Source organism: uncultured Helicobacter sp. (assembly GCF_937906905.1).
Lineage (GTDB): Bacteria > Campylobacterota > Campylobacteria > Campylobacterales > Helicobacteraceae > Helicobacter_B.
Genome location: NZ_CALERY010000011.1, coordinates 124,903 through 139,523, shown reverse-complemented (window position 1 = coordinate 139,523; position 14,621 = coordinate 124,903). Strand labels below are relative to the sequence as shown.

Genomic DNA, 14,621 nt, shown 5'->3' with positions numbered 1-14,621 from the left:
GATTATTTGCGCGTGCAAGCACTATGCGTGATTGCTGGAGAATTTGCGCGAGATTGCATTTAGATAGGTATTGATAGAAAAAGAGCAACAACCCTAGGCTAAAGCATGAGGCGAGGATATAGGGTAGGGAGGGTGGGAACTTATGGGCTTGGAGATTTGAGAGGCTTGGTATGCCAGCAGGAAGCCCAAGCTTATGAAAGAGCTCTGTGGCAATAAAGCCAATCGCCCCTACAAGTATGAAAGTCATGCTATATGCGCGTCTATTGCTTGATTTGATGAAGCAAAATCCAAGCACAAAAAGCGCTGTGTAAAAAAGCAGATACTGCGTCCCCACGCCAAAAAACGAGCCCTGAAACTCCGCCCTACCTGCATAGACATAAGTATATGTAAGCAGCGCACCTAGCCCCACTAGCCCTGCGAGAATCCCAGTGCGTAAGCGCACATAGCGCAGAACTATCCCACCTAGAATCCCCACCACGCAAAACACCGGCACAAACCAATACGACCCACCGAGCACGGGTAAAAGCGGTGTGGAGAATCCATGCAGTGTGAGGGCGCTAAATGTCGCGACAAATGATAGCTCACCTGTGCGAATCCAGGCATAAATATCATAGAGCGCGATTGCCACGGCAAAATATGCAATCATCTTCCAAATTGAGGGTAGGGGGTTTATCTGCTTGGCATAGGCTTGACTCGCTCCTGCGATAAAGAAAAATGCAGGCACATCAATAAGCAGTGAGAGGCTCTGCACTGCTTGTGGCACATAGCTCCCGCCACTCCAAAATGTCGTGTGGATTAGCACGATACTAATGACACAAATCCCGCGCAAGATGTCTAGGGCGTAGTCTCTGTTTGTATGATGAATTTGGCTCATGGGAGTCCTTTGTGAGTTTATTGTGCTTGGGTGTCGCTAGCACGCCTAGTGGCGATAAGAAGAAAATGTGGATACCAGAGCTTAGGGAGATAGTAGTAGCTGCAAGTAAATCCAAAATCTGCAAGCGTGGATTCTAGCTTAGTTGGGTAAATCATGCGGACTTTTTCGTGGTTGAACACCAGATCGTGCGTGGCGTTCATAAAGCTGCCAAATCGATGAGAGCCATCAATGTCTTTGATGATGATTGTGGGGATATGGGCTATGGATTCTAGGAGCTTTTGCGTGAAGTCTGGGGATAAATGGTGCAGCACATCGCTGGCAAAAAAGCAGTCAAATGTGTAGTGTGCAAGAGCGTGGAAGAGATCTGGCTCGAGCGTGATATTGGGGCAGGGGGTGCTAGGTGTAATATGATGATAGATTGAATCAATGGCTATGACTTTGCCTTGCGATGTTGGCTCTTGTGACGATTCTAGCTTGCAGGCTAAATCCGTTTCATGCTGCCCCCCCCAATGGATTCTAGCGCGCTATTAGCATTTGGGCGGTTTAATCTGCTAGCAAAGTATTCGCTAAAAAACAGCGTCCCCGCGCCAAAATCTGCGATCGTGCGCAGACTGGAGAAGTCAAGCCTAGAATCCAAAATATCACAAATCTCTTGGGCTGGCAGGACATAGGATCGCGCGATTTTGCGCAGGCGCTGAGTGTAGGTATTGGCAAAGCTCATGTTTGCTCCTTAGTTTGGGATTGCAAAGCGAGAGTATAGCTAAGATTTGCGCGAGATTCTAGGAGCGATGGAGATTGTGCCTGCTTGAGGAGAGCTGATGATAGGAAAGTGGCGTTGTCGATAGAATCCGTTAGCTTATGGATTTCTTTAGAAAACAAGCGAAGCGCAGTTTCTTTATAAACATAGCTTGGCTTGTTTTGCGATGATGAATCAGGGCTTTCAAGGACTCTCAAGAACGCACGCTTGGCGTGCGTAACCGCATAGAATCCGCAATAGGGTCCATAGAAATCCACGATTCAAAAAGCTAATGTGCTTATGGCTTGGTGTGTAAATACTGCTTATAGGCAGCTAGGAGCATATCGCCATCGTTATAGAGTGGATTCCACCCTAGCTCTGCTTGCGTGCTACTAATATCGACGATATATTGGCAGTCCGCTATGGCATATTGCTCCTTATACATTAGCGGCACTCCAAGAGTCTCTAGCACACTTAGGGCGAGTTTCACGCTTTTTGAATGCGTGGGGATAAGAATGCTTTTTGATCCTGCTTGCGCGATGAGATCGCCTAAAAGGGTTTTGATCGTAGGGGGGTTGTGCGAGCCTAGGTTGTAGGCGTTGTTGGGGAAGCTTTTTTCTATGGCGCAGATGATGGCTTGGGCGCAGTCTTGCACGCTAATCATTTGGTAGCAGTTGCTCCCATCGCCGATAAGTGGCACAGGCAAAGAGTGGGCAATAAGTGTAAAAAGCTTGGTCAAAATCCCATACCGCCCAGCTCCTACGATAATCCTAGGGCGGAAAATGCTTGCATTTATGCCCTGCTGCCTTGCCTTGGCGATTAGATCTTCTGCTTGCACCTTGCTTGCGCCATAGTAGCCAAAGGGTGCGCGAGTGTGGCTAGAATCTATAGGCAAGTAAGCAGGCTTGCCATAGACCATATCGGTGCTAAAGTAGATAAGCTTGTGCGCGTTAGATTCTAGCATTGACTTCAGCAGGGCTTGCGTGCCAGCGACATTGACTTCATAGAAATACTGCTCCAACGCCTTTAAGCCAAAGGGCTTTAAGGGCGGCTTTGGCGCGTAAGCTCTAGCGGCTAGGTGGATAATGATGTCGCTAGAATCTAGCTTAAAATCAAAGCCTTGCAGCAAATCACAAAGCACAAAGGTGCTTAGAGACTCTAGCGCAGGGTTTGGCACGCGATCTAGGCAGAAAATTTCTGCCTTTTCTATGCGGTTTTTAGCCATAGATTCTACAAGGGCGGCAATCGTGTAGGAGCCCACAAACCCGCTCCCACCAAGGACAATATAGCGCATAGCCTACCCCCTGCTAAAAGTCAAAAACACAAGCCCAGCGCAGATGAGTGCTATGCCTACAATCTTTTGCAAGCTCAGCGGCTCGCCAAAGGCGAAATACGCCACCACAGCGGAGAAAATAAAGCCTATGCTAAGGAAAGGATAAGCGATAGAGACATTCACGCGTGCTAGCACGATAAGCCAGCTCACAATACTAATGGCATAGATCGCCAAGCCCCCTAGGATAAAGGGGTTTAGCATGCCCTTTAGGATAAAGCTAAGGCTTAGAGTTAGCTCGCCAAGCTCGCTCATACCGCGCTTGAGTAGCAGCTGGGCGGTGGCATTGAGTAGGACAGAGAAGAGAATAAGAGGGATAAAAGCAATCATACATACTCCTTAGAAATGGGATTGGGTGTTTTGGAGGATTCGGCTTTTGGGCTAAAATCGTGGATTTCATCGGCTCGCAGCGTCGATAGACCACTAGTCTTATCTCCTTGCGAGCCTTGAAAAACCCCGATTTGTAGCTCCAAAATCCTAGAATCCTTTGCTTGCTCGCTTAGACTTTGAGCGTTGTTTTTGCTTGACTTTGGCGTTGGCTTTTTCATCAAAAATCCTGCCGCCTGCGGTGTTTTGGTTTAGGTATTGAGTGCAAAGCCCCACTGCAATGCTTAGAATCGTGGTGAGTTGGCTGGGCTTTGCTCCTAGAATCCACTTTTTCTAAAGAAGCTATGCTTTGAAAAGCGGCGTTATTTCTGTCATTGCGAGCAAGCGCGCTAGCGGTTGCGTGGCAATCCATAAGTTTTGCGGCAGCAAAAGGGGTGTGTATATTGGGATTGTTGCTGGAGTGTGCAAAGAGCAAGGGGCGTATAGATGGGCGTGGCGCAATCCCAAAGAGCCACAAAAATGGGGAGAGAAGGGCATTACCCCTAGAATCCTCGTTTTGAAAAATGGATTCTAGGGATTTGGTGTAGGGTTGTATGGATTTTATGGATTGCCACGCCGATTTCATTGGCTCGCAATGACAGAGTGGAGATTGCCACGCTTTGCTAGGCAAAGCTCGCAATGACAATAAAAATAAGGATTCTAAGATTTTGGAGATAGAATCGTGGCTTTTCAAGCCGCGCAAGGAAAATAAGACTTGAGGTCTATCGACGAAGCGCGGCGATGAAATCCACGATTCTAGCCCAAAAGCTGAATCCTTACTTAGTCGCCCCCCCCCCACTAGAAGCAAACACCCATAACTTTTGTAACGGATAAGAGAAAAGCGGCACACTTAGCGCGATAAATGCGCTGATGAGATAGTAGGAGAGCGTGAAAAACGCGCCAAGATAGGTGATGGCTTGGGCGTAGATGGCAATGAGAGCTAGCAGGGCAAGGTAGCGCGGTAGCATTGTGCTGTGGTTGGGGTAGGCGCGGAATGCTAGGCGCATTTGCGCGAAGTAGCCGAAGATGAAGCTGGCGAGAGAGCCTAGTAGAGTGGGCATCTGTGAGTGTCGGGCTTCTTTGGTGGATTCGGCTTTGCGCGATAAATGCGGAAGTGGCGAAAAATCGCGGCGGTCATTACCATCTAGGTAACTCCCTTGCGATTTTCCTTGCAACCCACATTTCTCATCGCAAATCCTAGAATCCTGTGCTAGCTTGCTTGCATTTTGGAGTTGTCTGTTAGCCGCCTGTGGTGTTTCTAAATTTTGGGCATTTTGAGTAAAAGCATTAGAATCCTGTGCTGACTCGCTTGCATTTTGGGCATTTTCAAAAGTGGATTCTAGGTTTTGTGCTTCACTCCTAGAATCCACTTTTAAAAGCAGTGCCGAGAGATTTGCCACGCAATAAAACACCCCACTAGCCAGTGCGCCCACTATGCAATAGCGCAAAAATGTAAAATCCAGCAATGCCCTTAGCATTCGTCTGGGGCTTTGCTCGTCTTTTTGGATTCTAGTGTTTGGGGGATTGGGGTGGCTCATCTATGGCTAGCTCCTTTAAATCGTGCTACTGCTGGGATTTGATATTCCACGAGATATCCCAAAGTGAGCCTGGGACTCTCTCAAGCCTTGCGTCATCTTTGTCATAGACTCTTGTGAATGGCACGCCTGCTTCATTGAGTTTGATAAGCAATGAATGCTCCATACCTCCAGAGTAGATAAGCAGCTCTTCGCCACTTTGGATATGCTCTTTGGCTTGGGTGATTGTATGGGCAATGTGCTTTTTGTAGCCTTTGCCACTGCGATAAGCAACATCAATATAGAATGCCAGGTTTATACAAATACTCACAAGCAGCGCAAGTCGCATAAGAGAGCCAAATGGTTTAGGCGCGAGATAGTAGCTAAGGGCTAGGATTATGATAGGGAGGAAATATAGCTGTGGGGCATAGCGCGCCCACCAGGCTTCTGGATTGATAAGCACACTGGCAAGCACAAGCCCAAGGAGTGCTAGAATTTGTTTGCGCCGTAAATGTGCGCGGCAAAGCAAGACAAATAGCACACTTAGCACAATCATTCCACTGAAAAGCACGCCAAAACCAGCGACTCTCGTATCAATCTGCAGTCTTTCATCTTTATCGAAAGAAAAGGGGACTTTAAGCACTGGCGTGCAGTCTTTGATGCAGTTTTGAGTGCGTGAAAAAAGTGAATAAAAAAGCTTTTTTGCAGAGTTAAAGTCGTTAAATGCTTCTGGCTGCTGTCCTATGATGATGTCGATTTTCTCCTTACCTAGTAGGGGGTAGCCCGGGTGCTTGCCTTTGGCGATGTTGGTAAGTAGTGGATTGGCATTGCATGCGATGATAAGCCCTCCTGCCACAAGCCCTGTAAGCAAAATCCCCTTGCTCTCTCTCACTCCATAAAACCACAGCACATAGCCAAGATACGCTAGCCCGATAAACCCTGCATACGCTAGTCCTGTTAGCTTAATGCTAGCACTTGCAAGCAGAGCTAGAGCTAGGACACAAGATCGCTGGCGTAGGGACTTGCGCAGGAGCGTGTCTTGCGGATTGCGCGCGAGCTGTGTGCGGTAGTATTCTCTATCGACAATGGCTAAAAACACCACAAGCAGTGCAGTCGCAAGCAGCCCATCGACATAGTAAGAGGCGATTTGCGCAACAAGAGTTGGCGAGAAGCTAAGCAAGAAGCTTGCGATGATGGCGTGTAGTGGGCGTAGGAATTTAGCAATCACACTTATGCCATAGAAAAACGCCCCAAAAAATGCAATAAAATTGACCGCCTTGCCTAGCTCAATATTATGTGAAAACACACTATAAATACAAGCCGCGACAATCTCGCTGAATTTCATATAATGCTCCACCCAAATCTCGTGGCTTAGGTAGGGGGCAAGCTCCTTTAGGTCAGCCATTTTCTGCCATACTGGATTCCAGTCATTTGCTAGATAGTAGATACCGATTTGATGATAGGCTCTCCCATCCCACGAGTAGTCATAAAGTGCCCAAGCCGCGAGCAAAGACATGCTAAACCCTAGTATGACAATACCCCATGCAAGAATCTGCTGGGATTTTTGTGTGCTGGCTTGCGATAAATCTTGTAATAATGGCTGCCCCCCCCCTAATCGCATTTTACGCAGGGTAAAAAGTGGTATAAGACTTAGGATAAAAGCTATGGGTAAATAGAATTTGTTTATGGGGATATGCGCGATGAAGCCAAGTGTCGCAAGCAAGAAAAGCGCGATAACAAAGCCTAAAAATGTGCAAGCAATCGCATATAATACACGCTCGCCTGCAAAGCGCGTGTAGAGAGAATCTACTTTAGATTCTAGGGTTTGAAGTAGGGAGGTGGTTTTTATATAAAGACTCATGGATTCTCCTTGTGGGTTGGTTTAGTGATATTGCTATGTGCGGTATCTGTGTTGGCGAAAACCAGGAAATGCGCACTTTGGGCAATGAGTTTGTAGGGGTAGTCTCCACGCATGAGTGCGCCAAATGTCTCGCGTGATTTTTGCTCATTTTCGTCGCGTGGCACAGCTTGTATAGCTGGATTCTGGCGTGCGGGGGTATTGCGTATGACGAGAAAGTCTTTTGGTATAAATGGCATGGTGCGTGGTTTGCTCGCCCACTCTGCATAAACAAAGCTTGCAGGATCGATCAGCCCAAATGCTTGATGCACTTGGGCTGGTTTTAGCCCCAGGCTTAGAAATGAGAAATCCACATGTTCGCTTAGAATCACTGCCTTGGAATCTACTACAGGGCGTAAAAGTGTCATGAGCTCATCATCAAGCGCATGGATAGATTCTAGAGGTTTGTTGCATTTAGTAAAGACTTTGGTATAGATTCCGCTCATGCTACCTCCTAGGATTTGTAGCCCAAGTAGCAGGGCAAGCAGGATTGAGGATAGCGATAGCGCACAATTCGTATGGCACAAAGTATGCTGCCCCCCCCCCCTTAGAAGTTTTCAAGAGTGCTTTGGCGGAGAGCTTGGGAGAAGTGGTAGTAATTTTAGCGATTTGACTCCATGTAATGGCACAGAGAGTGGTAAGCGGGATAGCGAGTGTAAGTCCTAGCGCCATAGTGCTAAAGTAGTAAGCCTCCCATGTTTTATTGACAAACAATAGCAGATACGCAAGCGAGATGAAAAACCCAGTGGCAATGGGCGCAAACTCGATAGATATGGAATTTGCTTGAGCGCATGGCTGACACATAGAATCCTGTGTAGCAGAATCTAGCGTGTGTGGATTTTGCGAGATGAGCCATTTAAGTGTGATGATGCAGCAGTAGAGCCCAGCAATGCTAAGTGCGAGAAACACGAGAATTTCAAAATAGTATAGCTCGATGACTTGGGAGAGTTTATCGCTTAAAGGCACTTGTGTATATGCGCCGTGGTTGGTAGCATTTGAGCGCATATTGAGCTCAAACATACTAAGCCACGCTTTGAAGCCTCTTGGGTGCAAGAGATAGGGGTTTGTGAGAATCCAGATTCCAAACATGCCAAATGTCGCTACAATCGAGCGTTTGCACGCTTGGTAGAATCTAGCGATATCGCGTAGTGCGCCAGAAGTATGACAAAACACATAGGCATATATCATAGGGATAAATAAAATTGCTTGAAATTTTGCTAACCCTATGCCAAGCCCCAGAGCCAGCCAGGCGCGTGTATAGTTTTGCCCAAGCATGCCACGATCTTGTAAGAGAAAATAAGCGCAAAGTAGCACGAAAAAGCCTTGAAATACATCTGGCTTAAAAGAAAAGCCCAAATGCCAAAAAGCACCCATGGAGGTAAGCAGCAAAAGTATGAGCATGCTTGTGCGTGGTGCAAGATAGATTCTGGCGATTTTGTAGAGTATCCATAGATTTGCTACGCTAAAAAGCGCGTTTAGCACGCGTGGGGCGTAGATTTGAAGCGGGTAGTTTTCTGTGATGATAAAGGGCAGCGCGGATAGAAAGCTTAGTAGATAGTAGAAGAAGCCATAGTTATAAAACTCAAATGCAAAAAATTTCTTCACATCAAGTGCGAGTAGCCCTTCATACATTTTTTGCAGTTGCAGAAATTGCGGTCTCTCATCGCCTCTGGTAAAGCTCAAAAACTCTATGTCTAAATACCGATAGTCCATATAGCAAAACACGATAAAGCAGACTACCATAAATGCAAAAAGCATAAGATGCTCTTGTAGGGATAGTTTGACCTGATTTGGTGGATTTGTATGCATAAGAGTCCTTGTTTAAAATATATTTTGCGCCTACCAAAACCCAATAGCCACAAAGCTTAAAAGCCACAGGGCTATGGTGATTTGCAGGAATTTATCTTTGAGCAGGATTTTTGATGGGCTTGCGCTATTTTGCTCTACAAATGTCAGCTGCATATAGCGAAAAATCCCTAGTAGCACAAAGACAGAAGTGAGATAGAGATTGTGCGTGTGGAGTCGCTCATTGACCGACTCATCAATACTATAAAAGATATATGCCACCATCACAAGCGAGGCGGAAATCCCCATGGCGATGTCTAAAAATACGCGATTATAGCCCTCGATATTTTTGCGCACTTTTTTGCCAGATTCTAGCAGGATAATGTCATCTCGGCGTTTAGCAAGCGCGAGAAATAGAGCTAGCAAAAATGTCGTAATGACAATCCAATGCGAGAGTGCGACTTGAATGATATTCGCACCAATCCAGAGCCGAATCACAAAGCCACTAGCGATACAAAAGATATCAACGATTGCGATGTGTTTTAGTCTCAAACAATAGAGAATATTTAGTAGAAGATAAAGAAGCACTGGAGTGCTAAACGCCCAAAATAAACCAGCTAAAGAATCATCAGCAACATCGCTCCTGTATATGCACCCTAACATTATATATGCCCCCCCCCCTATGAGCAAAAGTGCTAGGCTAAACAGCCCTGCCTGTGTCGCAGAGATTGCGCCGCTAGCGACTGGGCGCTTGCATTTCGTGGGGTGGAGTCTATCTTGCTGGGCGTCGATAATGTCATTGAGCGCATAGATTCCACTAGCGATAAGGCAAAATCCAACAAACCCTAGTAGTAAATACCCCCACACTGCGCCTAAGTCATACTGCCCAAACCCAAAGAACGCCGGTGCGAAGATAAAGAAATTTTTACTATATTGATATGGGCGCATTAGCGTGATAAGCGCGCGAAATTTGTTTGAGAGATTACTGGCGGGGGCGCTCATTTTAGAGATTCCTTGTAGGGCTTAATGAAAATCAACAAGGCTTGGATTGTAGGAGAATCTAGCTTAAAGTTGCAAGTATCTTAGTCTTTGCCTTGTAGCGGGGCGATGTAGAATCTAGCATCATCAAGTGTCTTTGGTAGTGCTAGATTCTAGTGCCCTGGATTTTGGTGCTAGAATTTCTTTTTCTGCACATCAGCCTGGATAGCTTCAGCGATTGTATTGACCTTTTGCGTGATTGTATTGGTGCTATTGGCGATATTGACATTCTCTTGCGTGATTGTCTGGATTTGGTTTATGGCTTCGTTTATCTGGGTGAGACCAGCTGTTTGCTCATTGACCGCTTCGGAGATGTCATTGACGCTTTGGACAAGGATAGAGATATTTGCCTCAATCTCACTAAGCGATTTGCTTGTCTTCTCGGCAAGTTTTCGCACCTCATCAGCCACGACGGCAAACCCTCGCCCATGCTCGCCCGCCCGCGCTGCTTCGATAGCGGCATTTAGGGCTAGGAGATTTGTCTGCTCGGCGATGTCTTGGATCACGCTTACGATATTTTTGATATCTTGGGCTTGTGCGGTGGCTTCGTTAGTTTGTGCGCTGACATTATGCATAGAAGCATTGATTTGCCCCACAGCTGTAACAGACTGCTCAAGCGCACTAGCTTGAGACTGCGTCCCATCAAGCAGCTTGCCCATGGAGGATTCTAGGATACTGCTTTGATTTGCCAGCTCATTGGCAAAGCCACGAGAGGTTTTGAGCATTTCGACAATCTCTTCACCAAGCTTATTGACCGTGATTTCTACACCGCCTTGTGCGCCCTCGATTTTGCTTGTGAAGTCAAAATGATTATACGCAGCGAAAACTTGATTGATGACATTCATATCAGCGCCGATTTTGGACTGCAGCACGCCTAGCATTTGGTTTAGCACGAGCTCTAGCTCTTTGATTTGCGGGTTGTTTGGCTCGGCATGGATACGCGAGGTCATCTTGCCAGCTTCGACATCTTTTACCGCTGCGATTGCTTGAGTTACGGCGCGTTTGTCTTGCTCGAGTGCTCTCTTGGTATGCTCGATATTGGTATTGATAGCTTTTGCCATTTTGCCAAACTCATCTTGTGTCTTGATATGAAGTAGCGGCGCGTCATTGGACTTGTGGTTGATAAAGTCAAAAAACTTCACAAGTCCATTTGTGATAACCGAGATATGGCGGAGCTGATACACAATAATCCAATACAAAAATGCTGAAACAAAAATCACCGCCACTAGCGAGAAGCTAATAAGCGAGATGAGATAAGTATGTAGCTCCTCTTCGAAATCTGTCTCGGAGTTTGAAGAGCAGAGTAGCCAGTTGTATTTATTCACATCACAGACGGCGACCTTTTTTACATCATTGTATTCATAGTGTAGCACAGGAGAGAGCACGCCGATTTCTTTAGGTGTCTGTGCGTAGAGCTCATCATAGACTTGGTATTTAGAAGTGTCCTCGGAGAAAAGGATTTTCTCATCAGAGTGTAGGAGATTATATGTCCCTCGCGTATCAAAGCCTACGAGAAATACCGAGCTGCTCTCTGTGGTCTTTAGCCCCATGAAAGCCCTCTGCAAGTCTTTTAGGAAGATATTTGCGCCCACGACTGCGACGACTTTTCCGTTGATAATGATAGGCGCATAGACTGAGAGTGTGAGCTCGTTTGTCGTGATATCACGAAATGGTCTTGTGAAGCCGGAATTTTTGTTATTTTTTGCATCGATGAACCACTCTCGTGTGCGAGAATCAAAGCCCTTGCTTTTATCAAGGATATAAGGTTTATTGCCAGATTGTTTGTCGGTTTTGACAAGCAGTCCATCGCTCTCATAGCCTAGATAGAGCGCGTCCATTGAGGTAAATCCGTAGGCTTCTTTGAGCCAATGTGCGACATTTTGCTGGGAGAGATCGCCAGATTCTGCGATGTCTTTTGCCACGCGCTCGATAAAATCACGCCGCGCATCGAAATAGGTGTCAATGAAGCTTAGGGCGTTTTTCACGCTCTCTTGCTTCCCATGCCCCACACTCTCTAGGATCCCCTTTTTCGCCAATACAAAGCCTACGATTTGGAATGCCGTAAAGATTACTATCAAAAGTCCAATGATCATAAAAGCGATTTTCTGCGAAATGCTCAACTTGCTCACGAAAACTCCTTAAAGCAAAAATAAACGAAATGCGCGCAATGCTACCACAAAAAAAAAAAAAAAACAAAAACAAAAACAAGATGTGCCAGAGCGATTTGCTCGCGCTTTGGAGCGATGGAGAAATTGAGAATTAGGGCGTTTGCAAAAGCCAAATCGCTAGAATCTGCACAACACCTTAGCGATTTGCTCTTGTGCGCTTGGCGAAAGAAAAGCACACAAGGGGATTGAAAATATCCGCTCACTCACGCACTCACTCACTGGAAAATCCCCGCGCTTATAGCCAAGATAGGCAAATGCTTCTTGTAAATGCAGGGGAGCTGGGTAGTGAATGGCTGTGGCGATACCATGGCACGCGAGTGTGAGCAGAATCTGCTCCCTAGATTCTGTGCTTTGTGCTTGCAGGCAAAACTGCGCGAAGCTGCTTCTGCGCCCCTTAGGGATATGGGGCAGGCAGAGTCTAGAATCTGGCGTGCTGGATTTGGATAGGCTAGATTCTGGTGTGCGAGAATCTGTCCTGCTAGAATCTAGCCTAGAATCCTTAGCGAGTAGGGCGAAGTATCGGCGGGCTAGATTCTGGCGTGCCTCTAGCTCTTTTGGAAAATGTCTTAGCTTCACGCGCAAAATCGCGCACTGCAGCTCATCGAGCCTAGTATTTAGCCCTAGCGTAGTGTGGCGATATTTGGAGGTTTGCCCGTGATTGCGCAGGGTGCGGAGTCTTTGGGCGAGATTTTCATCATCGCAAAACACTGCGCCGCCATCGCCATAGCCCCCAAGCGGCTTGGCGGGGAAAAAGCTTGTGATACTAAGATCCCCAAAGCTCCCAGACCTGCGCTCTGCCTGTTCGCCACTAGGATTTACAATCGCTGCTCCAAAGCTCTGTGCGCCATCTTCGATGATAGGGATTGCGTGGATTCTGGCAAGACTCTCTAGCCCTGATACATCATAAGGCAGTCCAAAGAGACATACTGGGATAATCGCCCTTGTGCGAGGGGTGATTGCGCGCTTGACTTGGGCTATATCTAGCGTGTAGGTGCTAGGGCAAATATCCACAAACACAGGCTTCGCCCCTAGGAATGCCACCATTTCCGCCGCGGCGATGAAGCTAAAGCTAGGCGTGATGACTTCATCGCCCGCGCCTATATCAAGCGCGAGTAGGGCTAGTAAAAGTGCGTTTGTCCCACTAGAGCAGGTGATACAAAATCGCCTGCCCACAAAGCTCGCTAGCTCACTCTCTAGTGCTTGAGAGTGCTCGCCTAAGATGAAGTGCTGGCTGTGCAAAACGCTAGCGATAGCAGAATCTAGCTCGTGCTTGTAGGCGTGGTATTGGGCGTGTAAATCAATAAGCGGGATTTGTGTTTGTGGCGATTCAGCTTCTTTGGTGGATTCGGCTTTGCGCGATAAATCGGCGATTTCTGCGGACTCTCGGCGGTTACGCACGCTAAGTGCGCGCCCTTGAGAGTCCTTGAAAAGCCCCGATTTCTCATCGCAAATCCTAGAATCCTGCGCCAAGTCGCTTAGATTTGTGGTGTTTTTATCAAAAATCGCAAAATCCTGCCGCCTGTGTGCTGGTTTAGAATCCTCGTTTTGCGTGGTGGCGTGTTTATCGTCATTGCGAGACGCTGCGCCAGCAGTGGCGTGGCAATCCATTGTCCCGCTCCTAGAATCCTCGTTTTTATCTGTATCCATTTCGCACCGCCAGAAGTTATGTAGAAATTATGCGGAATTTTAGCGTTTTTACAAGTGGATTCTAGGTTTTGTGCCTCTGTCCTAGAATCCACTTTGCCACCACTACCGCGCTTGCTCGCAATGACAAAAAAAGGCGTGAAGTGTAAAAAGTGGATTCTAAACCAGCACGCAGGCGGCAGGCTTTTGCGCGCTTTTGCTAGATTCTGCGGCGCGGGCGCAGGGATTTACCTAAGCGGTAATGACTACTCTCAAAATCACGCAATCAATCCGCATTGCCTACCCAAGACCGAATCCCTACAAAATAGCGCGGTGTTTTTCTACCATAAAAACAGGATTATACCCCCTCTTCGCCTGCCTTAGCCCGGGTATGCCCAAATCCTCCTCGCGATTGGCATAGCGCAGCGATGAGAAGCAGCGAGCTAAGAGCTGCTGGTTTATGATTTGATACGCGCCGATGATGTTGGGCGCGGCTTTTTCGATGTGGATTACTGCCATTTCATCGTTGATTATCTCCCCAAAGCTAAAGGCGATGATAGGCAGCGCACTAGATTCTAGCATTGTGGGGTCTATGCTGTTAGAGCCTAGTGCTATCTTTTCTCTTGCGCGCACTGCTATGCCTTGCAGCCCTAGTAGCTCAAAGCTCTCTAATGCCGCGCAAATGCCACGATACTCTAGCTCTAAATCATCGCTTTTAGCAGGGTTGCTATCAAGCCAGATTCTAGCTACTTGGGCTAGCTCTTTGGCATTTGCCTGCGTGATAGGCTCAAGCTCCCATTCATAGCGTTGGAGGAAGTTGTTTAGGTGGTTTTTTTTCTTATGAAATTTGCGTCCATTAAGCGCGATAAGCTCTTCTACACTATACACATAGTCAAAGTGATTGGGCGTAGGCTCTGTGGTGATAGTGGGGAAAGCTTGGCGCAAAAGGGGGAGATTGCGCGCTTCTAGTCGCTCAAAATGCAGGGGGAAGCCGCGTGTCTTTGCGTAGGATTCTAGGGCTTTTAGGGCTTCTAGCTTGGAGGACTCATCGCCACCTATGGGGAAGAAAAAGTAGGGAGTCTGCACTTCTTTGTGCGTTTGGCGCGTTTGGATAAGTAGCGAGCCGCCGCAAATGGCATAGCTAATCTCCCTAGCGTGCTTCCAAATGTAGAGATTGCCAAAGCTAATATCCGCGATAGAGAAGTGATCATTGTGCAAAAATCCTAGAATCTCGCTCCTAGATTCTAGGGCTATGGGGGTGAAAGATAGCGGCATAATGCGTCCTTACAT

The 14,621-nt window shown here is 47.1% G+C and carries 17 protein-coding genes; 1 reads left to right on the top strand and 16 read right to left on the bottom strand.

From position 1 onward, the window contains the following. The 15 genes from Q0171_RS03335 to Q0171_RS03265 all read right to left on the bottom strand — a co-directional run. Positions 1–874: hypothetical protein (locus Q0171_RS03335; protein ID WP_299326752.1), on the bottom strand; the 874-nt coding region annotated here is incomplete at its 3' end. A 17-nt stretch (positions 875–891) separates the two neighbouring features. Continuing rightward, on the bottom strand, positions 892–1,185 hold the full coding sequence (locus tag Q0171_RS03330) for a hypothetical protein (RefSeq protein WP_299326750.1): 294 nt from the start codon (positions 1,183–1,185) through the stop codon (positions 892–894). A 170-nt stretch (positions 1,186–1,355) separates the two neighbouring features. Next, entirely contained in the window at positions 1,356–1,595 is a 240-nt protein-coding gene (locus Q0171_RS03325; protein WP_299326748.1) for a hypothetical protein, read from the bottom strand. Continuing rightward, positions 1,592–1,888, bottom strand: a complete 297-nt coding sequence (locus Q0171_RS03320) for a hypothetical protein (protein WP_299326746.1) — start codon at positions 1,886–1,888, stop codon at positions 1,592–1,594. Before Q0171_RS03320 ends, Q0171_RS03325 begins: the two co-directional genes overlap by 4 nt. Positions 1,889–1,908: 20 nt before the next feature. After that, positions 1,909–2,904 (bottom strand): NAD(P)-dependent oxidoreductase, encoded by a 996-nt coding sequence (locus Q0171_RS03315; protein ID WP_299326744.1) that lies wholly within the window; start codon positions 2,902–2,904, stop codon positions 1,909–1,911. A gap of 3 nt (positions 2,905–2,907) precedes the next feature. Beyond that, positions 2,908–3,270 (bottom strand): hypothetical protein, encoded by a 363-nt coding sequence (locus tag Q0171_RS03310; protein ID WP_299326742.1) that lies wholly within the window; start codon positions 3,268–3,270, stop codon positions 2,908–2,910. Then, positions 3,267–3,488, bottom strand: coding sequence for a hypothetical protein (locus Q0171_RS03305; RefSeq protein WP_299326740.1), 222 nt, complete (start codon positions 3,486–3,488; stop codon positions 3,267–3,269). Before Q0171_RS03305 ends, Q0171_RS03310 begins: the two co-directional genes overlap by 4 nt. Continuing rightward, on the bottom strand, positions 3,488–3,892 hold the full coding sequence (locus tag Q0171_RS03300) for a hypothetical protein (RefSeq protein ID WP_299326738.1): 405 nt from the start codon (positions 3,890–3,892) through the stop codon (positions 3,488–3,490). The genes Q0171_RS03305 and Q0171_RS03300 overlap by 1 nt, the downstream gene beginning before the upstream one ends. A gap of 190 nt (positions 3,893–4,082) precedes the next feature. After that, positions 4,083–4,844, bottom strand: a complete 762-nt coding sequence (locus Q0171_RS03295; protein ID WP_299326736.1) for a hypothetical protein — start codon at positions 4,842–4,844, stop codon at positions 4,083–4,085. Between the two features lie 25 nt (positions 4,845–4,869). Continuing rightward, entirely contained in the window at positions 4,870–6,681 is a 1,812-nt protein-coding gene (locus Q0171_RS03290) for a hypothetical protein (RefSeq protein WP_299326734.1), read from the bottom strand. Then, the gene (locus tag Q0171_RS03285; RefSeq protein WP_299326732.1) at positions 6,678–7,163 is read right to left on the bottom strand and encodes a hypothetical protein; all 486 of its coding nucleotides are present in this window, start codon (positions 7,161–7,163) and stop codon (positions 6,678–6,680) included. The genes Q0171_RS03290 and Q0171_RS03285 overlap by 4 nt, the downstream gene beginning before the upstream one ends. A gap of 1 nt (position 7,164) precedes the next feature. Then, entirely contained in the window at positions 7,165–8,526 is a 1,362-nt protein-coding gene (locus Q0171_RS03280; RefSeq protein ID WP_299326730.1) for a glycosyltransferase family 39 protein, read from the bottom strand. A 30-nt stretch (positions 8,527–8,556) separates the two neighbouring features. Next, entirely contained in the window at positions 8,557–9,504 is a 948-nt protein-coding gene (locus Q0171_RS03275; RefSeq protein ID WP_299326729.1) for a UbiA prenyltransferase family protein, read from the bottom strand. A 170-nt stretch (positions 9,505–9,674) separates the two neighbouring features. Then, positions 9,675–11,669, bottom strand: coding sequence for a methyl-accepting chemotaxis protein (locus tag Q0171_RS03270; protein ID WP_299326728.1), 1,995 nt, complete (start codon positions 11,667–11,669; stop codon positions 9,675–9,677). 156 nt (positions 11,670–11,825) lie between these two features. Next, entirely contained in the window at positions 11,826–13,355 is a 1,530-nt protein-coding gene (locus Q0171_RS03265; protein ID WP_299326727.1) for a DegT/DnrJ/EryC1/StrS family aminotransferase, read from the bottom strand. Between the two features lie 54 nt (positions 13,356–13,409). Between Q0171_RS03265 and Q0171_RS03260 the strand changes: the two genes are divergently transcribed. Then, a complete protein-coding gene (locus Q0171_RS03260; protein WP_299326726.1) occupies positions 13,410–13,715 on the top strand; it encodes a hypothetical protein in 306 nt (101 codons plus the stop codon). Here the strand turns inward: Q0171_RS03260 and Q0171_RS03255 are convergent. Further along, positions 13,650–14,606, bottom strand: a complete 957-nt coding sequence (locus Q0171_RS03255) for a phosphatidylglycerol lysyltransferase domain-containing protein (RefSeq protein WP_299326725.1) — start codon at positions 14,604–14,606, stop codon at positions 13,650–13,652. The two genes, Q0171_RS03260 and Q0171_RS03255, sit on opposite strands and share 66 nt — an antisense overlap. Between the last annotated feature and the right edge of the window lie 15 nt (positions 14,607–14,621).